The sequence below is a fragment of the Shewanella sp. MR-4 genome (assembly GCF_000014685.1).
Taxonomy (GTDB): Bacteria; Pseudomonadota; Gammaproteobacteria; order Enterobacterales; family Shewanellaceae; genus Shewanella.
Genome location: NC_008321.1, coordinates 2330915 through 2355974 on the forward strand (window position 1 = coordinate 2330915; position 25060 = coordinate 2355974).

The following is a 25060-nucleotide window of genomic DNA, read 5'->3' on the forward strand; positions in this document are numbered from 1 at the left end:
CTCCTCTCTAACGAATGCTAGGGATACACTTGTCGCTAAGCCTTCACACTGGCTTTAGTTGAGTATACAAGAATATGTCCTGGTAACTTAGATAAAGTCGGTATCAAAATCTCAGTAACTAGATTTTTCCGCTCAGCGCTTGGTACTTTTTTCACTGATATTTATCTAGCGTAAGAATCGTCAAGCATATACACCAGCTAAGTTAACTCAATCTTTTACTGTCATCAGTTCGACAGGCGCAGTCGGTAATATGCCTTCCTCTATATTGTCACTTATGGCCTGCGATAGCTGTTCTATCTGCAGCAAAAGCTCGGCGTGAATATCGGCCTGCAAACCAATGGCGTCAAATTGCACCGCTTGACGTTGAACCGCTCGGGGTTCAGGTTGAGTGAGTGCCGTGGGGCTAACTGGGATTGGGTTCTGGGCGACTTGGCTAAGTGCAACCGTCAATAGGATACTTGTGAACATACCAACTCCTTTGGCTTCATTATTTACAGCGATGCGACTGCGCGGTATGCGTGGTGGTAAACCTCCAACCCACCCGCAATCATTTAACGCGCATAGCGTAGGGGCGTTAAATGACTGCCACATGAACGATTGACTGCAATATGATGAATTCACGGCAAACTTCGCAGATGGTGTTAATAAAGGAGCTGATTTGGGGGCTAAGCCTCGCAATTGGGCCATTTAACTTGCGTGCCTTAAAGACTATCCCGTAGAATAACTGTCCTGCTACGCAAGGCGGCTAAGACTCCTGTACTGTCTTAACCTCGCGAGCATTCTCTTTTTACTTAATCACCATGTGGCCCTACGTGTGGGTCACCACTGGACAAGGATATTTCATGCCTGTAATTACACTTCCTGATGGTAGCAAACGCGAGTTTGCACATCCCGTATCGACTCTCGATGTTGCCGCTGATATCGGCCCTGGTCTAGCTAAAGCCTGTATCGCTGGTCGCGTGAATGGCGAACTAAAAGACGCTTGCGATCTGATCGAAACCGATGCTGAACTTTCTATTATTACCGCTAAAGACGAAGAAGGTATTGAAATCCTTCGCCATTCTTGCGCGCATTTATTAGGCCATGCAATCAAGCAATTATGGCCACAAACCAAGATGGCGATCGGTCCCGTGATCGATAACGGCTTCTACTACGACATCGATCTTGAGCACAAGCTGACTCAAGAAGATATCGAAGCCCTCGAAAAACGTATGCTTGAACTGGCGAAAACCAATTACGACGTAGTGAAACGCGTTGTGAGCTGGCAAGAAGCCCGTGATACCTTCGCCGCCCGCGGTGAAGAATACAAGATCGCGATTCTGGATGAGAACATCAGCAAAGATGCGACTCCAGCGCTCTATCATCACGAAGAATACACCGACATGTGCCGTGGTCCACACGTGCCAAACATGCGTTTCTGCCACCATTTCAAGTTGATGAGCATTGCTGGCGCTTATTGGCGTGGTAACTCTGAAAACAAGATGCTGCAACGTATTTACGGTACAGCATGGGCTGATAAAAAAGCCCTGAGCACCCATTTAGCCCGTCTTGAAGAAGCGGCTAAACGTGACCACCGTAAAATTGGTAAGCAGCTTGACCTCTACCATATGCAAGAAGAAGCACCAGGCATGGTGTTCTGGCATAACGATGGTTGGAGCATCTTCCTTGAATTAGAACGTTTCATTCGCCGTAAGTTAAATCAATACACTTACCAAGAAGTAAAAGGTCCATTGATGATGGACCGCGTACTGTGGGAACGTTCTGGTCACTGGGATAAATACTCAGAAGCCATGTTCACAACCAGCAGTGAAAACCGTGAATACGCGGTTAAGCCAATGAACTGCCCAGGCCACGTACAGATCTTCAACCAAGGCTTGAAATCTTACCGTGATCTGCCATTGCGTATGGCGGAGTTTGGTTGCTGTCACCGCAATGAGCCCTCAGGTTCGCTGCACGGACTCATGCGCGTACGTGGTTTTACTCAAGACGATGCCCATATCTTCTGTACTGAAGATCAAGTTCAAGCAGAAGTGAGCTCTTGTATCCAAATGGTATACGACACTTACTCGACATTTGGCTTTGAAAACATCGTTGTAAAACTGTCGACTCGCCCAGAAAAACGTATCGGTGACGATGCCATGTGGGACAGAGCCGAAGAAGCACTCAAGCAAGCCTTACGTGCGAACAACATCGAGTTCACCATTTTACCGGGTGAAGGCGCCTTCTACGGTCCTAAGATTGAGTTCACGTTGCACGACTGTTTAGACCGTGCATGGCAGTGCGGTACTGTGCAATTAGACTACGCATTACCGAGCCGTTTAGGGGCAACTTACGTTGCCGAAGATAACAGCCGTCAAACACCTGTGATGATCCATCGTGCGATTTTAGGCTCGTTGGAACGTTTCTTAGGTATTTTGATTGAAGAATACGCTGGTCGCTTCCCAACTTGGTTGGCCCCAATGCAAGTTGTCGTGATGAATATCACCGACAAACAGGCTGATTATGTTGAAGAAGTGGTCAAATTCTTCAAAGAACAAGGTATTCGTGCCTCATTTGACTTGAGGAATGAGAAAATAGGCTTTAAAATACGCGAGCACACCTTAAGGCGTGTTCCTTATTTATTGGTCGTTGGCGATCAGGAAATGGAAAATAAGGAAGTTGCGGTGCGTACACGTGATGGAGTCGATTTAGGTAAGATGCGAATCGAAGATTTCGCCGCCAAGATCCATCAACAAATTTCGCTCCGTAGTCTCAAATTGTTGGAGGAATAGGTCATAAAGATCAAGAAAACAGCAGGGCGTCAGCCGGCCCCTAATAGAATCAATGAAGAAATCACAGGTGTACCTGAAGTACGCTTAACTGGCATTGATGGTGAAGCTATTGGTGTGGTAAGCATCAGAGATGCTCAGAATTTGGCAGATGAAGCGGGTGTAGACCTAGTCGAAATTAGTCCAAACGCTGAACCTCCAGTATGTCGCATTATGGACTACGGTAAGTTCCTATTTGATAAAGCGAAAGCTCAAAAGGAACAAAAGAAGAAGCAAAAACAGGTTCAGGTTAAGGAAATCAAATTCCGTCCTGGAACTGACGAAAACGACTATCAGGTAAAACTACGCAACCTGATACGTTTTCTGGAAGACGGGGACAAAGCGAAAATTACGCTGCGTTTCCGAGGTCGCGAAATGGCTCACCAAAACCTGGGTATGGATCTATTGAACCGTATCAAAACAGACTTGGATGAGTATGCAATTGTTGAATCCTTCCCGAAAATGGAAGGCCGACAAGCCATTATGGTGCTAGCGCCTAAAAAGAAATAAGTAGGGCAACCTATAAAGTAGCGAAGGCTATATGCTTTCGCTCGCCTTGCTTTTTATTTAACATCCCAATGCGGAGTTTTAGTAATGCCTAAAATGAAAACCGACAGAGGTGTAGCGAAGCGTTTTAAGAAAACCGCCAATGGTTTCAAGCGCAAGCAAGCCCATTTACGTCACATTCTGACCAAAAAGAGCACTAAGCGTAAGCGTCACTTACGTAACAAGTGTTTAGTTGCCAAAGTTGACGTTCCAGCAATCGCGCGTCAATTACCATACGCTTAATTTAGGAGATTAGAAAATGCCAAGAGTTAAGCGTGGTGTAACCGCACGTGCTCGTCACAAGAAAGTTTTAAAATTAGCTAAAGGTTATTATGGCGCTCGTAGCCGTACTTACCGCGTTGCTGTTCAAGCAGTAACTAAAGCTGGTCAATATGCTTACCGTGACCGCCGTCAGAAAAAACGTCAATTCCGTCAACTGTGGATTGCACGTATTAATGCTGCAGCTCGTCAAAATGGTCTGTCTTACAGCCGTTTCATCAACGGTCTGAAGAAGGCGTCTATCGAAATCGATCGTAAGATTTTGGCTGACATCGCTGTATTCGACAAAGTTGTATTCGCAACTTTAGTTGAAAAAGCAAAAGAAGCGTTAAACTAAGCAATTAGTTTGTCGCACTTAAGAGGGGACCATTTGGTCCCTTTTTTTGTTGCTGAAGTTGAGGCTTGCTTCAGGCGAGCCATAAAGCAGATAAAAAAATAGCAGGCTGATGCCTGCTATTTTTATTTGAGTGGACACTCGGAAAGACTCACACTCGATTGTTTTACTTTTTAGCGTCTAAGTAACGTTCTGCATCTAATGCAGCCATACAACCTGTACCCGCAGAGGTAATCGCTTGACGGTAATGTTGGTCCATAACGTCACCTGCGGCAAACACCCCTTCGATGCTGGTTTGGGTCGCGTTACCTTGAAGGCCGCTTTGCACCTTCAAATAGCCATTGTTCATCTCTAATTGGCCTTCGAAAATCCCAGTATTTGGGCTGTGACCAATGGCCACGAACACACCAGCGACAGCTAAATCAGTGATAGAACCATCTTTGGTGCTCTTCATTTTCAGGCCTGTTACACCCATAGCATCACCAACCACTTCCTCCATAGTTTGGTCAAGGTGCAGGATAATGTTGCCGTTGGCCACTTTATCCATTAAACGGTCGATAAGGATTTTCTCTGAGCGGAAGGTGTCGCGGCGGTGAATTAAGTGCACTTCAGCGGCGATGTTACTCAAATAAAGTGCTTCTTCAACGGCAGTGTTACCGCCACCAATCACTGCTACTTTTTGATTGCGATAGAAGAAACCATCGCAGGTCGCACAGGCCGATACACCGCGTCCTTTGAACGCTTCTTCAGACTCAAGTCCTAAGTAACGAGCAGAGGCGCCTGTCGCAATGATCAGCGCATCACAAGTGTATTCACCGTTATCGCCTTTTAGACGGAAAGGGCGCTCAGTCAGCGTGACTTCATTGATATGGTCGAAAAGGATTTCAGTATCAAACTTTTCCGCATGCTTTTGCATACGTTCCATTAATGCTGGACCCGTTAAGTCTTCTGCATCACCTGGCCAGTTTTCAACTTCAGTCGTGGTGGTTAACTGACCACCTTGCTGCATACCTGTGATCATCACTGGCTTTAAGTTTGCGCGCGCAGCATAAACTGCGGCCGTGTATCCTGCGGGACCTGAACCTAAAATCAATAGGTTGCTGTGTCTGACTTGGCTCATTTTTCTCTCCGTGCCTTTAGCAAATTGCATGGATTGTAGGGAATTTACCTGTAGGGGTAAAGCGCTGTTTGGTGATTCTTTTAGATTATGCTAATCGAATCCTAAGGCAAATTGTCAGCCAGAGTTTACTAAGGCTTTGGCTTATACCAATCACATTAAATATCTAATCAGTTCAGAGCCTCGCAGGCATTTCAATCCAAGGCGCATTGACGCAGAAATGGTCATTCCCTTTTAAGTCAATGTAACACCGGAGTGGGATGCCTGTGTGGCTCCCAAAGGGCAGGTTTCAACGCGCTTTATACTGCGTTTAAGGCTTTCGAAAGAGCGCCACTATGCCTTCAAGCCTTCGCCTTGTCTAAAGCGCGTTGAATTCCCGCTGAATGAACAGATATTTAATACGATTGGTATTAAACCCCGCACGGGTGAAGATATTTGTGATCAGCATAAAAAATCGGCCTCAACAGAGTGAGGCCGAACAAAACTGAGTAGGTAAGTGAAGACCTATGCTCTCATATGATTAGGCTAATAAACTTGCTGGTGCTGTGTACTCAAGATTTAATGCTTGAGCTACTTCTTTACAAACCAGTTTGCCGTGCATCACGTTCAAACCGTTTAGTAAGTGTTTGTCTTGTAACAGGGCAGCTTTATAACCTAAGTTAGCTAACTTAAGGATATAAGGCAGAGTCGCGTTATTCAGAGCAAAAGTTGAAGTGCGGGCAACGGCACCAGGCATGTTTGCCACACAGTAGTGCACTACGTCATCAACGATGTAGGTTGGATCTTGGTGAGTCGTTGCATGTGAAGTTTCCACACAACCACCTTGGTCGATTGCTACGTCAACGATAGCACTGCCTGGTTTCATGCGTGCAATCATGCTACGAGTCACAAGTTTAGGTGCCGCAGCACCAGGAATTAATACGCCACCAATCACGAGATCAGCTTCTAATACATGGCGCTCAATTGCGTCGGCAGTAGAGTAAACCGCTTTAACTGCTGAACCAAATTGTACGTTTAAGCGACGCAGTGCATCGATACTGCGGTCAAGTACGACAACATCAGCGCCCATGCCCACAGCCATTTGTGCTGCATTGGTACCGACCATGCCGCCACCGATAATCACAACTTTAGCTGGCTCAACACCAGGTACGCCACCAAGTAACATGCCGCGGCCACCAGAGGATTTCTCTAATGCCATCGCGCCTGCTTGAATCGACATGCGACCCGCCACTTCTGACATTGGCGCAAGCAGGGGCAGGCCACCACGGTCATCAGTTACGGTTTCATAAGCGATACATACGGCACCACTTTTAATTAAATCTTCTGTTTGCGGTAAATCTGGCGCTAAATGCAGATAAGTGAATAAAATCTGGTCATGACGCAGCATAGCGCGTTCAACTGCTTGAGGCTCTTTTACCTTTACGATCATCTCTGCTTTAGCAAAGACTTCAGCAGCAGTTGCTAATATTTTGGCACCTGCATCAACATAATCCTGATCTGAAAAACCAATTCCCGTGCCGGCATTAGTTTCTACAAACACTTCGTGACCTTTGATTGTCAATTCGCGAACGCTTGAAGGAACCATACCGACACGATACTCGTGGTTTTTAATTTCCTTTGGTACACCAATAATCATTTTTGAGCCTCAATTGCCTGAAAAACCCACTTTTAATGGGCATAATTGTTATTTTATCGTGACCTGAACGTGATTAATTCAGGGATATCTAGTATAGTATCGGCGACGCAGTTTATGCTGCTGAACTTTTGACATACGTAGAATAAAATGTTGTTTTAGTGATAAAGCAAGGTTAAATAAATGGCATATAATAAAAAGAGTCCTGTAAAAGACTTGGATCGCATCGATCGCAACATTCTTAATGAATTACAAATTGATGGACGCATTTCAAATGTGGAACTATCTAAAAGAGTTGGATTAAGTCCGACTCCGTGTTTAGAAAGAGTGAAACGGCTCGAAAAGCAAGGATATATCAATGGCTATACCGCCTTGGTCAATCCTCATTTCTTGGGTGCATCCCTACTGGTATTCGTGGAAATCACGTTGAGCCGTGATACTCCCGAAGTATTTGATAAGTTTAATCGCGCTGTGCAACTGTTAGATGATATTCAAGAGTGTCATCTGGTTTCTGGTGACTTTGACTACTTATTGAAGACACGTGTTTCTGATATGTCAGCTTACCGCCGTTTACTCGGTGAGACGCTGCTGAAATTACCTTCAGTCTCCGATACCCGTACTTACGTGGTGATGGAAGAAGTGAAACACACCAGTCGCGTCGCAATAAACCACTTGCTCTCCGATATTTAATACCCTGAACGTTTTCAATAAGGGGCTTAGGCCCCTTATTTATTCCAGTGTAAGTCGTTTCGAACACAATGATCACCTTGCTTTGCCCTTAGGTTTGCCAGCTTAGGGGCATATTTTTATCTCGCATTTATCTTAAATAAATGCAGCAAATTGGTTGTGTAATAACCAGTTAGTGCGCAAAAGCTTGGCTTTATGTCGTTAGCGCCGTTTTTTTGTCTTGCACCAGTAATTCTTAGGATAAAAACGCCCTAAGATGCTCCACATTTAGTGGGATTCTGGTATCGTTAGCCCACCTGTTTTCATTTTTATGGATTAAGTCGTTTGTCTCAAGGAAATAGTGTACGCACGCTCTCAGGGCTGCAGCGTCTGCTCGAAGGCGGACTCATCATTTGCTGTGTTTTAGCCACCTATATTTTGCTTGCCTTAACCAGTTTTAGTCCGTCGGATCCGGGCTGGAGCCAGTCTCATTTTCAAGGCGATATCAAAAACTGGACGGGGGCAGTCGGGGCGTGGATTGCCGACATTCTGCTGTACTTTTTTGGCGTCACTGCTTACATCATGCCGATCATTGTGGCCTCCACAGGTTGGCTGCTTTTCAAACGCGCCCATGATTTATTGGAAATTGACTACTTTTCAGTCGCACTGCGCATCATAGGTTTTCTACTGCTTATTCTTGGTTTTTCAGCATTAGCCAGCATGAATGCCAATAATATCTATGAGTTTTCCGCAGGTGGCGTGGCAGGGGATGTTATCGGCCAAGCCATGTTGCCGTATTTTAATAAGCTCGGTACGACCTTGTTGCTGCTGTGCTTTTTAGGCTCGGGCTTTACGCTCTTAACTGGGATCAGCTGGTTGACTGTGGTCGAGAAGGTCGGCTTTGCCTCCATTTGGTGTTTTAGAAAGCTCAAACGTCTGCCGCAGGCGTTAAAACGCGAGCGTGAAACCGAAGATACCCGCGGTTTTATGACGGTCGTTGATAAGTTTAAACAGCGCCGTGACTCACAGCATCAGCTTGAAAAAGCCCGGGTGCGTGAGCCAGAGGTGGCACCGAGTCGTATCTTCACGACTCGCCCCGCGAAGGAAGAAGAGGTCAGCGACGAAATCATCACCGAAGCAAGCACAGGTAAGGGCAAGCTGTCGGCGCTCGCGAAAATCTTAAGTTTAAACAGCAATAAAACCAAGGCTGAACCTAAAGGCCTGCAAAGAGTTGAGCCCCAATTAGATCAAGCCAGTGCCGTGGCTGAGCATGGTCATTTTGAAGCGCCGCCTTGGGTCGCCAAGCCTAAAGAGGCCGAGTTAGATTTAGATGATGAAACTGAGTTCAAGGCGCACGTTTTCGAAGATGAAGATGACGATGAACCCGTATTCCATCGTGAAACCATGCTCGATGATGAGGTTGAAGACGAATTAGGTTTCAACGATGATGATGTCATCGATTTTGATACTAAGGCCTCAACGGGCGCAGTGACTCAGGCGCAACGTCAAAAAGAAGCGCCAAAGGCGAAGATTGTCGATGGCATTGTGGTCTTACCGGGACAAGAAGATAAACCTGTTCCAGCAAAACCTATGGATCCGTTGCCAAGCATCAGCTTGCTGGATGTGCCTAATCGTAAAAAGAATCCGATAAGCCCTGAGGAATTAGAGCAAGTAGCCCGCTTAGTCGAGGCCAAGCTTGCCGACTTTAACATTGTGGCCACTGTAGTGGGGGTTTATCCCGGTCCTGTGATCACCCGTTTTGAGCTAGATTTAGCGCCAGGTATTAAAGCCTCGAAGATTTCAAACCTTGCCAACGACCTAGCGCGTTCGCTACTGGCCGAGCGTGTGCGTGTGGTTGAAGTCATTCCGGGTAAATCCTATGTGGGTCTCGAACTGCCAAACAAGTTCCGCGAAACCGTGTACATGCGCGATGTGCTCGATTGCGAAGCTTTTACCGAGAGCAAATCGAACCTGACCATGGTGCTTGGCCAAGACATTTCCGGCGAGCCTGTAGTGGTTGATTTAGGCAAAATGCCGCACTTACTGGTAGCCGGTACCACAGGTTCGGGTAAATCGGTCGGGGTGAACGTGATGATCACCAGCTTATTGTATAAGTCTGGCCCTGAAGATGTTCGCTTTATCATGATCGACCCGAAAATGCTGGAATTATCGGTTTATGAAGGCATCCCACATTTACTCTGTGAAGTGGTTACCGACATGAAAGAAGCGGCCAATGCGCTGCGCTGGTGTGTGGGTGAGATGGAGCGCCGCTACAAGCTAATGTCTATGATGGGCGTTCGTAACATCAAGGGATATAACGCGAAGATTGCCGAAGCGAAAGCGAATGGCGAAGTGATTTTAGACCCCATGTGGAAGTCATCTGACAGCATGGAGCCAGAGGCGCCAGCCTTAGATAAACTGCCATCGATTGTGGTTGTCGTCGACGAATTTGCTGACATGATGATGATTGTCGGTAAGAAAGTGGAAGAACTGATCGCCCGTATCGCCCAAAAGGCCCGTGCTGCGGGTATCCATTTAATCCTCGCGACCCAACGTCCATCGGTGGATGTGATCACGGGCTTAATTAAGGCCAACATCCCGACACGGATGGCCTTCCAAGTGTCTTCCCGTATCGACTCCCGTACCATTTTGGATCAGCAGGGCGCTGAAACCTTATTGGGCATGGGTGACATGCTGTATTTACCACCCGGAACTGCGGTGCCAAACCGTGTTCATGGTGCCTTTATCGATGACCATGAAGTTCACCGTGTGGTGGCCGATTGGTGTGCCCGTGGTAAGCCACAATACATTGATGAGATCCTCAATGGTGTGAGTGAAGGCGAACAAGTGCTCTTGCCGGGTGAAACCGCCGAATCCGATGAAGAATACGATCCGCTTTACGATGAGGCCGTCGCCTTCGTGACCGAAACTCGCCGCGGTTCAATTTCGAGCGTGCAGCGTAAATTTAAGATTGGTTATAACCGCGCCGCGCGTATTATCGAACAAATGGAAATGCAGGGTGTGGTCTCGGCGCAGGGCCATAATGGTAACCGCGAAGTGCTGGCACCGCCGGCCCCGAAACACTATTAATGTTAAGCTAGATGTCAGTTTGAACTCGCCATAATGCGGCGAGTTCAACTTTTAGTCCAAAGGATACCTATGAAAAAACTGTTGTGTGCTGTGTTGTTATCACCATTGTTATACAGCAATGCAGTATTGGCCGATGACGCAAAGCAATTACGCGAAACCTTAAACGGCACTGAGTCACTCAAGGCCGATTTCAAGCAAACCGTTACCGATATCAATAAAAAGGTCATCCAAACGGGCGCGGGTGTATTCGCACTGGCCCATCCAAACCAGTTTTATTGGCATTTAACCGCGCCCGATGAATCCCAAATTGTCGCCGACGGTAAAGATTTATGGATCTACAATCCCTTCGCCGAAGAAGTGGTGATTATGGATTTTGCTGAAGCCATTAATGCATCGCCCATCGCCTTATTGGTGCACCGCGATGACGCCACTTGGTCGCAATATAGCGTGACCAAAAAGCAAGACTGTTATGAAATCAAACCTAAGTCCACGGATGCGGGAATCACCTCGGTCAATGTCTGTTTTAACAAAGGTACACTGAATAAATTTAATGTGCTCGATGATAAAGGCAACCTGAGCCAATTTGACCTGAGTAACCAACACAGCATTAACGCCGCAGATAAAGCGCTGTTTAAGTTTGTGTTGCCAGAAAACGTTGATGTGGATGATCAACGTCTTAAAACCCAATAGGTTAGCGCGTGAGCAGTTTATCGTTTAATTTTGCGCCTGATTTTCGTCCATTAGCCGCGCGTATGCGGCCAAGGACGATTGCCGAGTATATGGGTCAAGCCCATTTGTTGGGGGAAGGCCAACCACTGCGCCAAGCATTAGAAGCGGGCCGTGCCCATTCGATGATGTTATGGGGACCACCGGGCACAGGTAAAACGACACTTGCCGAACTTATTGCCCATTATTCCAATGCCCATGTTGAACGCATCTCGGCGGTTACCTCGGGTGTAAAAGACATTCGCGCCGCCATCGAGCAGGCCCAAGCCGTTGCCCAATCCCGTGGACAACGCACTTTACTGTTTGTCGACGAAGTGCATCGCTTTAATAAGAGTCAACAGGACGCCTTTTTGCCCTTCATTGAAGATGGCACTGTGATTTTTATTGGGGCGACCACTGAAAACCCTTCATTTGAAATCAATAACGCTTTACTGTCGCGGGCACGTGTCTATCTTATCAAGCGCTTAAGCCAAGACGAGATAGTACATATCATCACCCAAGCCTTAACGGATACCGAGCGTGGTTTAGGGCAGCGTCAGTTAGTCATGCCAACGGATGTGCTCAATAAGCTGGCGCAGCTCTGTGACGGCGATGCGCGCAAGGCGCTAAACTTGCTTGAGTTGATGAGCGATATGGTGGCCGATAGCGGCAGTTTTACCACAGAGATGCTGGTACAAGTCGCCGGCCATCAAGTGGCGGGGTTCGATAAAAACGGCGATCAGTTTTACGATTTGATTTCGGCGGTACACAAATCGATTCGTGGCTCGGCGCCCGATGCCGCGCTGTATTGGTTCTGCCGCATTCTAGAAGGCGGCGGCGATCCGTTATATGTCGCCAGACGCTTATTAGCCATAGCCTCGGAAGATGTGGGTAATGCCGATCCTAATGCCATGACAGTCGCGCTCAATGCCTGGGATTGTTTCCACCGCGTAGGACCCGCCGAAGGTGAGCGGGCGATTGCCCAAGCGATTGTGTATTTAGCCAGCGCGCCTAAGAGTAATGCCGTTTACACCGCCTTTAAAGCTGCGAGGGCGCTCGCCCGCGAAACGGGCCAAGAGGCAGTGCCTTATCATCTGCGCAATGCGCCGACCAAACTCATGGCGGAAATGGGCTTTGGCGCCGAATATCGCTATGCCCACGATGAACCCAATGCCTATGCCAGTGGCGAGAATTATTTCCCCGAATCCTTACAAGCATCGCAATTTTATTTCCCGACCGAACGCGGATTTGAGAAGCGGATTAAGGACAAATTGGCGCAATTAGCGCAATTAGATCAAGCCAGTGGGAGAAAAAGGTATGAATAATCTCCTACTTGTGGCCTTGGGTGGTTCCATTGGTGCGGTTTTTCGCTATCTTATTTCAATATTCATGATCCAAGTATTTGGCAGCAGTTTTCCTTTTGGTACACTGTTGGTCAATGTCCTCGGTTCATTTTTAATGGGCGTCATTTACGCACTGGGACAAATGAGTCATATCAGCCCAGAACTCAAAGCCCTGATCGGCGTTGGCCTGTTAGGCGCTTTGACAACGTTTTCAACTTTCTCAAACGAAACTTTATTGCTGATGCAAGAAGGAGATTGGTTGAAGGCGGCTTTGAATGTGGTGTTGAACCTAAGTCTATGTTTGTTTATGGTTTACTTAGGCCAACAACTGGTTTTTTCTCGCATTTAACTATTAAGAATATATCACATGTTAGATCCTAAATTTTTGCGCAACGAATTAGCAGTTACCGCTGAGCGATTAGCTACCCGTGGTTTTATTTTAGATGTCGCTCATCTCACTCAATTAGAAGAAAAACGTAAGTCACTGCAAGTGGCGACTGAAGAGTTACAAGCTTCGCGTAATGCTATTTCCAAGTCCATCGGACAAGCAAAAGCCCGCGGCGAAGATGTGGATGCCATCATGGCGCAGGTTGGCGATTTAGGTGCGCAATTAGATGCGAAGAAAGTCGAGCTGGCTGCGGTACTTGAAGAAGTGAACGCGATTGCCATGTCGATGCCAAACCTGCCGGATGAGTCTGCGCCTATAGGTGCTGACGAGACTGAAAACGTTGAAATCCGTCGTTGGGGCACACCACGCAGCTTCGATTTCCCTGTTAAAGATCATATCGACTTAGGTGAAGGCCTAAACGGTTTAGATTTTAAGAGCGCCGTGAAAATCACTGGCTCACGCTTTATCGTGATGAAAGGCCAAATCGCCCGTTTAAACCGCGCATTAGGTCAGTTCATGTTAGATCTGCACACTACTGAGCACGGTTATACCGAAGCTTACGTGCCATTACTGGTTAACGAAGCAAGCTTACTGGGTACAGGCCAATTGCCTAAGTTTGGTGAAGACTTGTTCCACACTAAACCTGCGACCGAAGAAGGCCAAGGTTTAAGCCTGATCCCAACCGCAGAAGTGCCATTAACGAACTTAGTGCGTGACAGCATTGTCGATGAAGACGAATTACCGATTAAGTTAACCGCGCATACCGCCTGTTTCCGCAGTGAAGCTGGCTCATACGGTAAAGATACCCGTGGTCTTATCCGTCAGCACCAATTCGATAAAGTGGAATTAGTGCAACTGGTTAAGCCTGAAGACTCAATGGCGGCGCTCGAAGCACTAACGGGCCACGCTGAAACCGTACTGCAACGCCTCGGTCTGCCATACCGCACTGTGATCCTGTGTACCGGTGACATGGGCTTTGGTTCAAGCAAAACCTACGATATCGAAGTGTGGTTACCAGGCCAAAACACTTACCGCGAGATTTCTTCATGTTCAAACATGAAAGACTTCCAAGCCCGTCGTATGCAAGCCCGTTACCGCGTTAAGGCCGATAACAAGCCAGCCTTGCTGCACACCTTAAACGGCTCAGGCCTAGCGGTAGGTCGTACGTTAGTTGCGATTTTAGAAAACTATCAAAATGCCGATGGTAGCGTGACCATTCCAGAAGCTCTGCGTCCATACATGGGCGGACTGACTCAGATCGGTTAATTGGCGTAACACAACACCATGGATAAAGGTCAACGTTATCTTCGTTGGCTTTCCTACACCGCTGTCATCGCCGTGTTTTGCGCTGTGATGTTGGCCACCCTAGGTAAAGCCGTCTGGGTTGTGTTAGAAAACGTGAAATAGCACGACTCAAATAAAAAGGTATATTCCACTGGAATATACCTTTTTTGTTAGCAGAAGTGATTAAACCTTAAATACACTTGGCAGGTTTAGGCAGGCCCGCAATCTTTGTCGCCTGTTTGGCAGGACCAACCGGAAAGAGGGTATAGAGGTACTTGGAGTTACCTTTATCCGGCCCTAAGGCTTGTCCAATAGCTTTAACTAACACCCTGATCGCAGGGCTGGTTTTATATTCCAGATAAAAATCTCGAACAAAGTGGATCACTTCCCAGTGGGCACTGGTCAGTTCAATCTGTTCTTCTTGGGCTAACAGCGGCGCCATATCCGGCTGCCAGTCGGCGATATTCTTTAAATAACCTTGATGGTCGCGCTCAATTTCGACGCCATTGAATATAAGCGGATTTACCACGTGATCACCTTATCGTGCTGCAAAGATTGAGCGACAAACTCGTTGTAATCAATTTGACTAATGTTTTTAAGACGTTCCGTTAAGCCGCGGGCGATGACATCGTCCTTCAGCACCATCACCTTAAAGGGCGATAGCGCCATGGCCCATTGGCGCAGTAATAATGCGTTAACGCCATCGCTTGAGAGTAAAATCGCATCCTCTTTGCAAGCATAACGCAGGCAAAGTTTGAGGGCATTGTCTCGGCTAGGCGAGGTTTGGATATGATGTAAAATCATTAGAATACTAAGACCTCATCGACGGCTTTTAAGTGAGCCGAGATGGCTTCATCGTTTAAGATAGTCACCGGAATCGACAGCAAGCCATGGCTTAAGCCGTAGTCACCTAAGGACTGTTTGCAGGCGAACACTGATTCGATGTCGTACAGCGGGAGCGCTTTTAGCGCGGCGAGGTAATCTTTTCCGCCGATAAGCTCGGGTTGTTGGTCTTTTAGCAGATGCAACACGCCTTCATCGACAAACACTAAACTCACTTCTTGCTCAAAGCTGGCGCTTAACAGGGCAAAGTCTAAGGCTTCGCGGCCCTTAGTGGTGCCATGGGGCGCGCTTCGGAACAATATACAGATTTTTTTCATAACATTTCCGAAGCTTAAAAGCAGATCAAACGATCGGCTGATTCAATTCCCGTGACCAGTTCACCTAGTCCACCCATAATAAAAGAATGTTCAACATTCCAGTGGCTTAAGCCGTTCTCTTGCGCCTCTTGCTGCGAGACTATGCCACGTCGTAATGCCGCTGAGACACAGTTTACTAACGAGACTTGATGCTCGGCTGCCAGTTGTTTCCAAGCTTTAACCACATCATATTCATCGGATGCGGGTAAGTTAAAGTCCGTCGAGTTATACACGCCATCCTGATAGAAAAACACGCAGACAATCTCATGTCCGCTTTGCAAGGAGGCTTGGGTGAAACGTAGGGCATTCACGCTTGCCGACGTGCCATAGGCTGGCCCGTTTACTTGGATAATAAATTTGCTCATCATAAAAAAAATGGCCCTAAAAGTAGGGCCATTTTAGCGTAAGTTTCGCGAAAAGGGGATTAATCATCGTTACCAATGCCAAGCAAATGCAAAATGGCAATGAACAGGTTTAAAAAGTCCAGATACAAGGAGATAGTGGCGCGGATATAGTTAGTCTCGCCACCATTCACGATACGGCTAGTATCGAACAGGATAAAGCCGGTCATTAACAGTGCAAGAGCCGCGTTAATCGCCATAAAGGCCACACTGTTACCCACGAAAATGTTAATCAGCGCAGCGGCGATCACCACAATCAATCCGGCGAACAGGAAACCACGTAGGAAAGAGAAATCTTTCTTCGTTGTGACTGCATAGGCTGAGAGCGCAATAAAGATAACCGAGGTTAATCCTAAAGCTTGCATGATAAGCTCAGAGCCATTGGTCATGCCAGCGTAGTGGTTAAGCATGTAACCTAATGAGGCGCCTTCCATACCGGTGAAGGCAAATACCCAGAAGATGCCCGCAGCCGAGTCAGCTTTGCGTAGGGTAACGAACAACAGCACTAAACCACCGATAGATAAACCGAGTGACATCAGAGGGCTAATATTGAGTGCCATCGCTAAGCCTGCACACAATGCCGAGAAGGCGAGGGTCATGGCCAACAATAAATAGGTATTTTTAAGAAGTTTATTCACTTCTAAGGTGGATGCACTCGCTGAGTACAAAGTTTGCTGAGTCATATATTTCTCCATTAGCTTTTAAATCCAAACTGATCATTTTGATTTTTAACGGGGACGAGAGTTCCCATCAATATCGCAAATCCAGTAAAACTGGGTGAATACTACCGAAAACAGCGCTGTGCTTAAAGGATTCACGCCACAAATAACAAGTTGTAATGACTGATTTTTCTGTGCGGCCTAACGCTTAAGGCGTATTTCGTTACACCAGTGCAACACAAAGACTTTAAAACAAGCTTAATCCTGTGGTAATACGGAAATATTACGCCAGCCATTCACGGTGTAATTTCTCGGTATCTCCTAAGTAGTCGAGCACCCAAGCTAGGGCGGGCGACATCTTATCGGCGTTCCAAGCTAAGCAACATGGGCTGGTTAATTTCGGATTTTCAAGCTGCTTTTCAACCAAGGCGCCCGCTTTAATAAATACGCTGGCCAGATGTACTGGCATATAGCCGATACCTAATCCCTCTCTAAAGCAGTTAATTGCGCGGATCCAATCTGGCACCACGAGTCTGCGTTGATTCTCCAATAACCAGGTCATGCGCTTAGGAATTTCCCGCGAGGTATCTTCCAAACAAATAGAGGGGAAGGGACGCAATTCATCATCCGTCAAGGGCCGGTCAATACTGGCTAAGGGATGGTTTTTACTCACCAAAAATGCCCATTGAATATCGCCCATGTCTTTATATTGATATACGCCTCCAACAGGGATCGCCGTTGTTGCACCAATGGCGATATCACTGCGACCGGTCGCAAGCGCCTCCCACACACCGTTAAAGACCTCGATGCGGATGATAAGCTCAATATCATGGAAATGACGGTAAAAGTCGGCAATTAATACGCTAATTCTATCGGCGCGCACTATGTTATCTAAGGCGATAGACAATGTGGGTTGCCAGCCGTTGGCCACACGCTGGGTGCCGCGTTTCATCTCATCCATTTGAGTCAGCAAGTTTCTGGCTTGCTTAACAAAATGCTCTCCCGCGGGGGTCAAGGTCACGCTGCGGTGGTGGCGCTCAAATAACACTACGCCAAGTTCTTCTTCGATTTGTTTAACGGCATAACTGACCGCAGAAGGGACCTTGTGTAGTCGATTGGCTGCTGCCGTAAAACTCCCAACACGGGCCACGATATCAATGAGTTCTAACGCTTGTTCCGAGAGCATAGCTGACATCCATTGTGATGAAAATAATTGATAGCATCTGTCAAAAATAAACGTTTCCAATCAAATTAACAAGTATTTAGACTGCACGCCTTAAGTCTTTTGACATGATTATTTTATGAAAACGTCTAGTAATATCTTTGTAAATATGAAGTTTTTTATATTCTTATTCTATTTGGCATTATTAAGCATGTTAGGCTTTATTGCCACTGACATGTATTTGCCTGCTTTCAAAGCAATTGAAAGTTCGTTCAATTCTTCACCGTCTCAAGTAGCAATGTCGCTCACCTGTTTTTTGGCTGGTTTAGCCTTAGGGCAACTGATTTATGGCCCCTTGGTCAGTAAACTCGGCAAACGTTATGCTCTTATCCTCGGCCTTGGCATTTTTGCGCTCGCCAGTGTGGCCATCGCCAATAGCGACTCGATACTGATGTTAAACATCGCTCGCTTCTTCCAAGCCGTTGGCGCCTGTAGTGCAGGGGTCATCTGGCAAGCGATTGTGGTCGAGCAATATGATGCCGAAAAAGCGCAGGGGATTTTCAGTAACATTATGCCGTTAGTGGCATTATCACCCGCATTAGCCCCCATCCTTGGCGCTTATATTCTGAACGATTTTGGATGGCGTGCAATCTTTATCTCATTGTGTGTGATTGCCTTTTTATTGGTGTTGATGACCTTATACTTCGTGCCGAGCCATGCAGAGCATCAGGATGCTAAGCCAAGCGCGGTTTCCTACGGCAAGATTTTGAAAAATACCCGTTACCTTGGCAATGTGGTGATTTTTGGTGCCTGTTCGGGTGCGTTTTTCGCATATCTTACTGTATGGCCGATTGTGATGGAGCAACACGGCTATCAGGCAACAGAGATTGGGCTGAGCTTTATTCCGCAAACCATCATGTTTATTGTGGGCGGATACGCAAGCAAGTTATTGATAAAACGCATTGGTGCCGACCGTACACTCAACGTATTGCTGTCCATTTTTGGACTCTGCGTTATCTCGATTGTGTTTTTCACCTTATTAATGAAGGCGGAAACCATTTTCCCACTGCTGATTTCCTTCTCGATACTCGCAGCGGCGAACGGGGCGGTTTATCCCATTGTGGTGAACAGTGCTTTGCAGCAATTCACTCAAAATGCGGCTAAGGCGGCAGGATTACAGAACTTTTTGCAAATCACCATCGCCTTTGGCGCCTCAAGTTTAGTCGCACTCTGGGCAAGTTCAGGAGAAGTCGCCATAGGTTGGGGCATTCTGAGCTGTTCATTAGTGGTGATCTTGGGTTACCTGTTAAAAACCGAACAAACTTGGGCTGATTTTGCTAAACACTTTACTGCGCCAGATCCTGCTCGTCTTGGGATCAATGCAGATACGAAGCAAAATCAAGCAGATTGAATGTAATACGAGCAGTTAGCGCATAATTATCAGTTAGTGCTTTACAGTCAGTAAACTAACTTATATTATGCGCCTCGTTCGGAGGGGTGGCAGAGTGGTTTAATGCACCGGTCTTGAAAACCGGCGTGGGTTTATAGCCCACCCAGGGTTCAAATCCCTGCTCCTCCGCCATATTCTACGAAAAAGCCATCAGCAATGATGGCTTTTTTGTTTTTGCAGTTCCGGAAGTAGAACCCTAGGGTTCCTCATGCTAACCACAGTACCTCCACCCAATTCAGATAAAAAGGCCGCTAATGATTAGCAGCCTTTTTCTTTCGCAATGGATTTCGTTTACCTATTAGCCTAGTTGTTTAAATAGCAAAGCAGCTTAGGTTAAAGGCTAGGTTAAGTAAGGCTAGGCTAAGTGAGCTTATGCCTGATAAGACTTAGCGCAAAAGCTTCATAGGCAACAACCGTTTCACTTCCCACCCATATACAGTCGATGCTGGCGGGGTCACTCAATTTAAGCCCCAGAGCGTCAAGATAGTCGGCGCCATTAACCACAAAGAACTGCTTTTTGTAGGGCAACAACACCATCTGTGGTGATTGCTGTAAAAAAGCCTGCGCCTCATCAAAAACGCTGAACCAGTGATTGAGCAAGCTATCGCAGCGCCTGCTATGGAATAGGGTACCTAAGTCTTCACCGATTTGTGCTTGACCCGATAACACTCTTTGACAGTGATTAAAATCAGTAAAACCGAGCTCACGAGCCAATAGGCTTTGGCAATGCTTAAGCTGGATATCCTGCTGCGTTAAACCTTGCTTATTCATCAAGGAAGCGAGTTTATCTAGCGCCACGGCATCGCCAGCTTGGCAGGCTTTAAGGTGCTTTTTAGCGAGGATTTTAACTTCGGTTAAGGCGCGTGGTGCAGGGGTAATTTGTTGTATCACAAACAATTCTCCTAAGTTTTATTGGCATCTCCGCTAAGCCAAACCTAATCAATTGTTGTGTCATACATGTGATGCGAACATCGAGATATGAGTCAGAGTGATGTCATCTTCTGCGGATAGGCGTCTCTGCAACCTAGCGCCATTATTCGACTTCTTCATGCTCGAGTCAAGCTCAGCACTGCTTCTACCTTTCTTACGCTTCATCCCCTAAATCGTTACATGCTCAGCCTTAATGTTAAAAATTTTATCACTCAATAATTAAAATCATATTGTATTACTATTAAGCTGTAGTAATATTGTAGTACTAAATAATATTCACTCTACCTGCGTAAACCTGATCGGACGCAGATAAAATGTACGGGGATGCAAATGTCGAATGTTTTAGGGGCTTACGCGTTAGGGCTTGATTACGGCTCAGATTCAGTTCGCGCGTTATTGGTGGATACCCAAACGGGCGCAGAAGTAGCAACGAATGTGGTTTACTACCCACGTTGGAAGAAGGGGCTTTTTTGCGATCCTGCCAAGAATCAATTTAGACAACATCCCCTCGATTACATCGAAAGCCTTATCGAGGTAGTTCAAGGACTCTGGGCAAAAGCTCCCAGTGGCGCCGCGCAAAGAGTCTGCGGTTTGAGTGTTGATACCACAGGCTCAACCCCGATTGCGGTTGATGAATCCGGTGTTGCTCTAGCCTTAAAGCCAGAGTTTGCGAGTAATCCCAATGCCATGTTTTTGCTTTGGAAAGATCACAGCGCCATCCTCGAAGCCCAGCAAATTACCGCTGCGGCAAACAATGCAAGTGAAAACTACCTGAAATATGAAGGAGGAATTTACTCCTCCGAATGGTTTTGGGCGAAAGCGCTATTTGTATTGCGCCACGACACAGAAGTCAGACAAGCCGCTTATAGCTGGGTCGAACACTGTGATTGGATCACCGCATTAATGACAGGCACCACACATCCAAAAGTCTTTAAGGCAGGGCGCTGCGCCGCCGGTCACAAAGTGATGTGGCATGAGTCATGGAATGGTTATCCGCCGAATGACTTTTTCGTTGGTATCGACCCCTTACTCGATGGATTGAGAGACAAGTTACCGCTTGAAACCTGCACATCTGACAAAGTTTGCGGCCAGCTAACCCCTGAGTGGGCTCAGCATTTAGGGCTATCGACCGAGGTTATTGTATCTTTTGGCTCATTTGACTGCCACGCAGGCGCCGTTGGAGCCAATGTTAAACCTGGTGTCTTAACCAAGGTGATGGGGACTTCTACCTGCGACATTACGGTCGCCAGTTATGATGATATAGGTGAGCGTTGTATCAAAGGTATTTGCGGTCAAGTGGATGGCTCAGTATTACCCGGCATGATAGGGCTGGAAGCGGGTCAGTCAGCCTTCGGCGATCTCTACGCTTGGTTTAGGGATCTCACCGCATGGCCGATGCAACAGCTTGACACCTCTGCCTTATTTGATGACAACACCAAAGCCAAACTCATTCAGCAACTCGAATCTGAAACCCTGACAATGTTAGGCAATGCGGCTGCGAAAATTCCCGTTGGCGAGACTGGTATTGTCGCGCTGGATTGGATTAACGGACGTCGCACCCCCGATGCCGACCAATCTGTTGCCATGGCTATCACAGGGTTAACCATGGGCAGCCAAGCACCGCAAGTCTTCAAAGCTTTAGTGGAAGCCAGTGCCTATGGCGCACGGGCCATTATCGAGCGCTTCAAACAAGAAGGCGTTTGCATTGACCATGTGGTCACCATTGGTGGGATCTCGAAAAAATCCGACTTCATTATGCAAACCTGTGCCGATGTGTGGAATTGCAACATCGACGTACTCGAGAGCGAGCAAAGCTGTGCCCTAGGCGCCGCTATTTATGCTGCAACCGCAGCCGGGGTTTATCCCGATGTGCTGAGTGCCCAAGCCGCCATGGCCTCAAACGTTGCGAAAACCTATCAGCCAAATCCTGAAAACGCAGAGAAATATCAAGCGCTTTACCAAGGGTACTTAGCCCTTGGCCACTATGTTGATGGAGCGAAATAAGATGTCTTTTTTAGAGCTAAAACGCGAAGTATACGAAGCCAACATGGAGCTTGAGAAACGCAAACTGGTGACTTACACCTTCGGCAACGTTTCACAAATTGACCGCCAACTCGGCGTGATTGGTATCAAGCCCAGCGGCGTGCCCTATGAAGATTTGAAGGTTGAAGACATTGTAATTGTTGACCTTGAGAATCAAATCGTAGAAGGGCGCATGCGTCCTTCATCCGATACCAAGACACACACCTATTTGTATCGCCAGTGGCAGAGTATTGGTGGCATTACCCATACCCATTCAACCTATGCCACCGCCTGGGCGCAAGCGCAGATAGCGATTCCCTGCTTAGGCACGACACAAGCCGATTATGTGTACGGTGAAATCCCATGCACAGCAGTGATGCGAAGCGATCAGATCAGCCGCGACTATGAAGAAGAAACCGGCGTGCAGATCCTCGATTGTTTCGCCGACCGAGATCCCAACGAGTCGCCCATGGTGATAGTGGCAGGCCATGCACCGTTCACTTGGGGCGCGAATGCGGCTAAATCTGTGTACCACGCCGTGTTGCTCGAAGAAATCGCTCGGATGGCGTATCTCACCAAAACTTTATCACCAGGCATTAGTCAGTTAAAACAAGAGCTTATTGATAAGCATTATTTGCGTAAGCATGGAAAAGACGCTTATTACGGCCAAAGCAAGTAATTGCCAGTCGGGTCTCATTTCAAACTAGAGAGAGTAATATGAAAGCCTTCAAACAAAAACAAGTGTGGTTTATCACGGGTTCGCAGGATTTATACGGCCCAAAAGTATTAGAGCAAGTCGCTAAAAACAGTGAGCAAATTGTTTATGGCTTTAATGAATCTTCCGCCATTTCCATTGAAGTGGTGTATAAGCCAACCGTAAAATCCCCACGTGAAATTCACGCCGTATGTCAAGCGGCCAACAGCGATGAAAACTGTGTTGGCGTTATTCTGTGGATGCACACTTTCTCTCCTGCCAAGATGTGGATTGCTGGCCTTAATGAATTAAGCAAGCCATTCATGCACTTACACACTCAGTTCAATGCTGAGCTCCCTTGGAGCGAAATCAATATGAACTACATGAACACCCACCAAAGTGCTCACGGTTGCCGCGAATTTGGTTTTATCGGCACTCGTATGCGTAAAGAGCGCAAAGTGGTTGTGGGTCACTGGCAATCGAGCGATGTACAGGCTCAAATCGATGATTGGTGCCGCGCAGCGGCGGGTTGGCACGAGAGCCAAAACCTGCGTATTGCCCGCTTTGGCGACAACATGCGTCAAGTGGCCGTAACCGAAGGCGACAAAGTTGCCGCACAAATTCAATTCGGTTACGAAGTGCACGCCTACAGCTTAGGTGAACTCAATGAAGCGATTGCAGCCATTGCCGAAGGCGATGTAACCGCACAACTCGACCGTTACGCCAGCGAATACCAAGTGGGTAACGAGCTATTTGGCGATGAATACCAATTAGACCGTTTAAGAAAAGAAGCCAAGATTGAACTCGGCTTAACCCAATTCTTAACCCAAGGTGGATTTGGTGCCTTTACCAACTGCTTCGAAAACCTCACCGGCATGACAGGATTACCAGGACTGGCTACCCAACGTCTGATGGCGAACGGTTTCGGTTACGGCGGTGAAGGTGACTGGAAAACGGCTGCCATGGTGCGCATCATGAAGGTGATGGGCCAAGGCCGCGCCGGTGGTACTTCATTTATGGAAGACTACACCTATAACTTTGGGGCGACTGACCAAGTTCTTGGCGCCCACATGTTAGAAGTGTGCCCATCGATTGCTGCTGCAAAACCGCGTTTAGAAGTTCACCGCCACACCATTGGTGTGCGTTGTGACGTGCCACGTCTGTTATTCACAGGTAAAGCGGGCCCAGCAATCAACGTATCGACTATCGATTTAGGCAACCGTTTCCGTATCATTCTCAATGAATTAGATACAGTGACACCACCACAGGATCTGCCAAATCTGCCTGTCGCATCTGCGCTGTGGGAGCCTCGTCCGAATTTAGCGGTTGCCGCCGCAGCTTGGATCCACGCCGGTGGTGCTCACCACTCAGCTTACAGCCAAGCTATCACGACGGATCAGATTGTCGACTTTGCTGAAATGGCCGGTGCTGAACTGGTTATCATCGATGCCGATACTAAGATCCGCGAGTTTAAGAATGAGCTTCGCCAAAATTCCGTTTATTACGGTTTAGCAAGAGGTTTATAATTCTCGCGCAGCAATAAAGCCGCCTTCGGGCGGCTTTCATTTTTCTGGCACCATTCATTTGATAGGGTTAACACAGATGTATACAGAATTTGACGGCATTATCTTCGATATGGATGGCACCTTAGTCGACAGTGGTCAATTGCATGAGCAGGCATGGCGACAAACCTTGAATCACTTTGGGATCCCCGTAGAGCCTGCACTGATGCGCTCGTTAGCGGGTGTGCCCACCATTGGTACCTTAGAGATTTTGATCGCCCATTTTGGCGTCACGCCAACGGCCAGTTGTGAGGCCATGAACGAGTATAAAGAAGCCCTAGTGCGCGACACTATGCATTTATATGTCAAACCGACGGCATTAGCCGAATTTGCCAAGCAGAATCAGGGCAAACGCCCAATGGCGGTCGGCACAGGCGCCTACACAGAGGAAGCAATTCAAATCTTGACCCTGTGTGGATTGTTGGAATTAGTCGATTATGTGGTGGGCGCCGACCAAGTCGCGTCACCCAAACCTGCGCCCGATACCTTTTTACGCTGCGCCGAACTGATGGGCATAGCGCCTGAGCGCTGTATCGTATTTGAAGATGCGAAGGCGGGCATCCAAGCCGCCGAAGCTGCGGGGATGTTTGTGGTCGATGTGCATGCCGAATTACAGATTGAAAATGACTATTTCCTAGGCGCTCAGTAGCCGTTGTGAGCTTGTCCAATCACTGGCTAAAACGCAAAATTAGGCTTTACAATGTAAAAGTTTGGGGTAAGGTAGGGACAGTAAGTTTGAGGAAATTCCCATAAATTCTTAGCGTTAACAAAATTTTTATTACCTTTATC

Annotated in this window: 27 protein-coding genes and 1 tRNA gene; 18 read left to right on the top strand and 10 right to left on the bottom strand. The window is 47.2% G+C overall.

Annotation, left to right across the window (positions count from 1 at the left end; all coding sequences use genetic code 11):
- Positions 1-207: 207 nt before the first annotated feature.
- A complete protein-coding gene (locus SHEWMR4_RS10280; protein ID WP_227499241.1) occupies positions 208-468 on the bottom strand; it encodes a hypothetical protein in 261 nt (86 codons plus the stop codon).
- Positions 469-842: 374 nt separating this feature from the next.
- On the opposite strand from SHEWMR4_RS10280, the gene thrS reads away from it, so the two are divergent.
- The 4 genes from thrS to rplT all read left to right on the top strand — a co-directional run bounded on the left by thrS (position 843) and on the right by rplT (position 3969).
- A complete protein-coding gene (thrS, locus tag SHEWMR4_RS10285) occupies positions 843-2771 on the top strand; it encodes a threonine--tRNA ligase (RefSeq protein WP_011622724.1) in 1929 nt (642 codons plus the stop codon).
- 3 nt (positions 2772-2774) lie between these two features.
- On the top strand, positions 2775-3317 hold the full coding sequence (gene infC / locus SHEWMR4_RS10290; protein WP_083757895.1) for a translation initiation factor IF-3: 543 nt from the start codon (positions 2775-2777) through the stop codon (positions 3315-3317).
- An 84-nt stretch (positions 3318-3401) separates the two neighbouring features.
- The gene (rpmI, locus tag SHEWMR4_RS10295; RefSeq protein WP_011072303.1) at positions 3402-3596 is read left to right on the top strand and encodes a 50S ribosomal protein L35; all 195 of its coding nucleotides are present in this window, start codon (positions 3402-3404) and stop codon (positions 3594-3596) included.
- Positions 3597-3612: 16 nt separating this feature from the next.
- Entirely contained in the window at positions 3613-3969 is a 357-nt protein-coding gene (gene rplT, locus SHEWMR4_RS10300) for a 50S ribosomal protein L20 (protein WP_006081652.1), read from the top strand.
- Positions 3970-4132: 163 nt separating this feature from the next.
- Here rplT and trxB read toward each other — a convergent pair whose 3' ends face one another.
- The gene (trxB, locus tag SHEWMR4_RS10305; protein ID WP_011622726.1) at positions 4133-5086 is read right to left on the bottom strand and encodes a thioredoxin-disulfide reductase; all 954 of its coding nucleotides are present in this window, start codon (positions 5084-5086) and stop codon (positions 4133-4135) included.
- A 265-nt stretch (positions 5087-5351) separates the two neighbouring features.
- On the opposite strand from trxB, the gene SHEWMR4_RS21100 reads away from it, so the two are divergent.
- Positions 5352-5555 carry a hypothetical protein gene (locus SHEWMR4_RS21100; protein WP_011622727.1) on the top strand — a complete coding sequence of 68 codons (204 nt, stop codon included), beginning with the start codon at positions 5352-5354 and terminating at the stop codon, positions 5553-5555.
- A gap of 48 nt (positions 5556-5603) precedes the next feature.
- Here SHEWMR4_RS21100 and ald read toward each other — a convergent pair whose 3' ends face one another.
- A complete protein-coding gene (gene ald / locus SHEWMR4_RS10310; protein WP_011622728.1) occupies positions 5604-6719 on the bottom strand; it encodes an alanine dehydrogenase in 1116 nt (371 codons plus the stop codon).
- Positions 6720-6899: 180 nt separating this feature from the next.
- Between ald and lrp the strand changes: the two genes are divergently transcribed.
- From lrp to SHEWMR4_RS21185, 7 genes are all read left to right on the top strand, one after another.
- Positions 6900-7406: a leucine-responsive transcriptional regulator Lrp gene (lrp, locus tag SHEWMR4_RS10315; RefSeq protein WP_007647640.1), complete on the top strand. Its 507-nt coding sequence runs from the start codon at positions 6900-6902 to the stop codon at positions 7404-7406.
- A gap of 321 nt (positions 7407-7727) precedes the next feature.
- Complete coding sequence (locus tag SHEWMR4_RS10320; RefSeq protein ID WP_011622729.1) at positions 7728-10472, top strand: DNA translocase FtsK; 2745 nt, start codon at positions 7728-7730, stop codon at positions 10470-10472.
- A gap of 69 nt (positions 10473-10541) precedes the next feature.
- On the top strand, positions 10542-11162 hold the full coding sequence (gene lolA / locus SHEWMR4_RS10325) for an outer membrane lipoprotein chaperone LolA (protein WP_011622730.1): 621 nt from the start codon (positions 10542-10544) through the stop codon (positions 11160-11162).
- A gap of 8 nt (positions 11163-11170) precedes the next feature.
- Positions 11171-12502, top strand: a complete 1332-nt coding sequence (locus SHEWMR4_RS10330) for a replication-associated recombination protein A (protein WP_011622731.1) — start codon at positions 11171-11173, stop codon at positions 12500-12502.
- On the top strand, positions 12495-12869 hold the full coding sequence (gene crcB / locus SHEWMR4_RS10335; protein WP_011622732.1) for a fluoride efflux transporter CrcB: 375 nt from the start codon (positions 12495-12497) through the stop codon (positions 12867-12869). The genes SHEWMR4_RS10330 and crcB overlap by 8 nt, the downstream gene beginning before the upstream one ends.
- Before the next feature lie 18 nt (positions 12870-12887).
- Positions 12888-14174, top strand: a complete 1287-nt coding sequence (gene serS / locus SHEWMR4_RS10340; RefSeq protein ID WP_011622733.1) for a serine--tRNA ligase — start codon at positions 12888-12890, stop codon at positions 14172-14174.
- Between the two features lie 18 nt (positions 14175-14192).
- Positions 14193-14315, top strand: a complete 123-nt coding sequence (locus tag SHEWMR4_RS21185) for a hypothetical protein (RefSeq protein WP_011622734.1) — start codon at positions 14193-14195, stop codon at positions 14313-14315.
- A 67-nt stretch (positions 14316-14382) separates the two neighbouring features.
- On the opposite strand, the gene SHEWMR4_RS10350 is transcribed toward SHEWMR4_RS21185, so the two are convergent.
- The 6 genes from SHEWMR4_RS10350 to punR all read right to left on the bottom strand — a co-directional run bounded on the left by SHEWMR4_RS10350 (position 14383) and on the right by punR (position 17637).
- Complete coding sequence (locus tag SHEWMR4_RS10350) at positions 14383-14721, bottom strand: TusE/DsrC/DsvC family sulfur relay protein (RefSeq protein WP_011622735.1); 339 nt, start codon at positions 14719-14721, stop codon at positions 14383-14385.
- On the bottom strand, positions 14715-14996 hold the full coding sequence (gene tusB, locus SHEWMR4_RS10355; RefSeq protein WP_011622736.1) for a sulfurtransferase complex subunit TusB: 282 nt from the start codon (positions 14994-14996) through the stop codon (positions 14715-14717). Before tusB ends, SHEWMR4_RS10350 begins: the two co-directional genes overlap by 7 nt.
- Positions 14996-15352 carry a sulfurtransferase complex subunit TusC gene (gene tusC / locus SHEWMR4_RS10360; protein ID WP_011622737.1) on the bottom strand — a complete coding sequence of 119 codons (357 nt, stop codon included), beginning with the start codon at positions 15350-15352 and terminating at the stop codon, positions 14996-14998. The genes tusB and tusC overlap by 1 nt, the downstream gene beginning before the upstream one ends.
- A 14-nt stretch (positions 15353-15366) precedes the next feature.
- Positions 15367-15756, bottom strand: a complete 390-nt coding sequence (gene tusD, locus SHEWMR4_RS10365; RefSeq protein ID WP_041409040.1) for a sulfurtransferase complex subunit TusD — start codon at positions 15754-15756, stop codon at positions 15367-15369.
- A 59-nt stretch (positions 15757-15815) separates the two neighbouring features.
- The gene (locus SHEWMR4_RS10370) at positions 15816-16475 is read right to left on the bottom strand and encodes a Bax inhibitor-1/YccA family protein (RefSeq protein ID WP_011622739.1); all 660 of its coding nucleotides are present in this window, start codon (positions 16473-16475) and stop codon (positions 15816-15818) included.
- Between the two features lie 259 nt (positions 16476-16734).
- The gene (gene punR / locus SHEWMR4_RS10375) at positions 16735-17637 is read right to left on the bottom strand and encodes a DNA-binding transcriptional activator PunR (protein ID WP_041408771.1); all 903 of its coding nucleotides are present in this window, start codon (positions 17635-17637) and stop codon (positions 16735-16737) included.
- A 115-nt stretch (positions 17638-17752) separates the two neighbouring features.
- Here punR and punC point away from each other — a divergent pair, with 115 nt between their 5' ends.
- Both punC and SHEWMR4_RS10385 read left to right on the top strand, forming a co-directional pair.
- On the top strand, positions 17753-19024 hold the full coding sequence (punC, locus tag SHEWMR4_RS10380; protein WP_011622741.1) for a purine nucleoside transporter PunC: 1272 nt from the start codon (positions 17753-17755) through the stop codon (positions 19022-19024).
- 80 nt (positions 19025-19104) lie between these two features.
- Positions 19105-19195: transfer RNA gene (locus SHEWMR4_RS10385), tRNA-Ser, on the top strand.
- A 228-nt stretch (positions 19196-19423) separates the two neighbouring features.
- Here SHEWMR4_RS10385 and SHEWMR4_RS10390 read toward each other — a convergent pair.
- Complete coding sequence (locus SHEWMR4_RS10390; RefSeq protein WP_011622742.1) at positions 19424-19954, bottom strand: hypothetical protein; 531 nt, start codon at positions 19952-19954, stop codon at positions 19424-19426.
- A gap of 369 nt (positions 19955-20323) precedes the next feature.
- Here SHEWMR4_RS10390 and SHEWMR4_RS10395 point away from each other — a divergent pair, with 369 nt between their 5' ends.
- From SHEWMR4_RS10395 to SHEWMR4_RS10410, 4 genes are all read left to right on the top strand, one after another.
- On the top strand, positions 20324-21997 hold the full coding sequence (locus SHEWMR4_RS10395) for a ribulokinase (protein WP_011622743.1): 1674 nt from the start codon (positions 20324-20326) through the stop codon (positions 21995-21997).
- Between the two features lies 1 nt (position 21998).
- Complete coding sequence (locus SHEWMR4_RS10400; RefSeq protein ID WP_011622744.1) at positions 21999-22694, top strand: L-ribulose-5-phosphate 4-epimerase; 696 nt, start codon at positions 21999-22001, stop codon at positions 22692-22694.
- A gap of 38 nt (positions 22695-22732) precedes the next feature.
- The gene (araA, locus tag SHEWMR4_RS10405) at positions 22733-24235 is read left to right on the top strand and encodes an L-arabinose isomerase (protein ID WP_011622745.1); all 1503 of its coding nucleotides are present in this window, start codon (positions 22733-22735) and stop codon (positions 24233-24235) included.
- 76 nt (positions 24236-24311) lie between these two features.
- Positions 24312-24920 carry an HAD family hydrolase gene (locus SHEWMR4_RS10410; protein ID WP_011622746.1) on the top strand — a complete coding sequence of 203 codons (609 nt, stop codon included), beginning with the start codon at positions 24312-24314 and terminating at the stop codon, positions 24918-24920.
- The last annotated feature ends 140 nt before the right edge of the window (positions 24921-25060 follow it).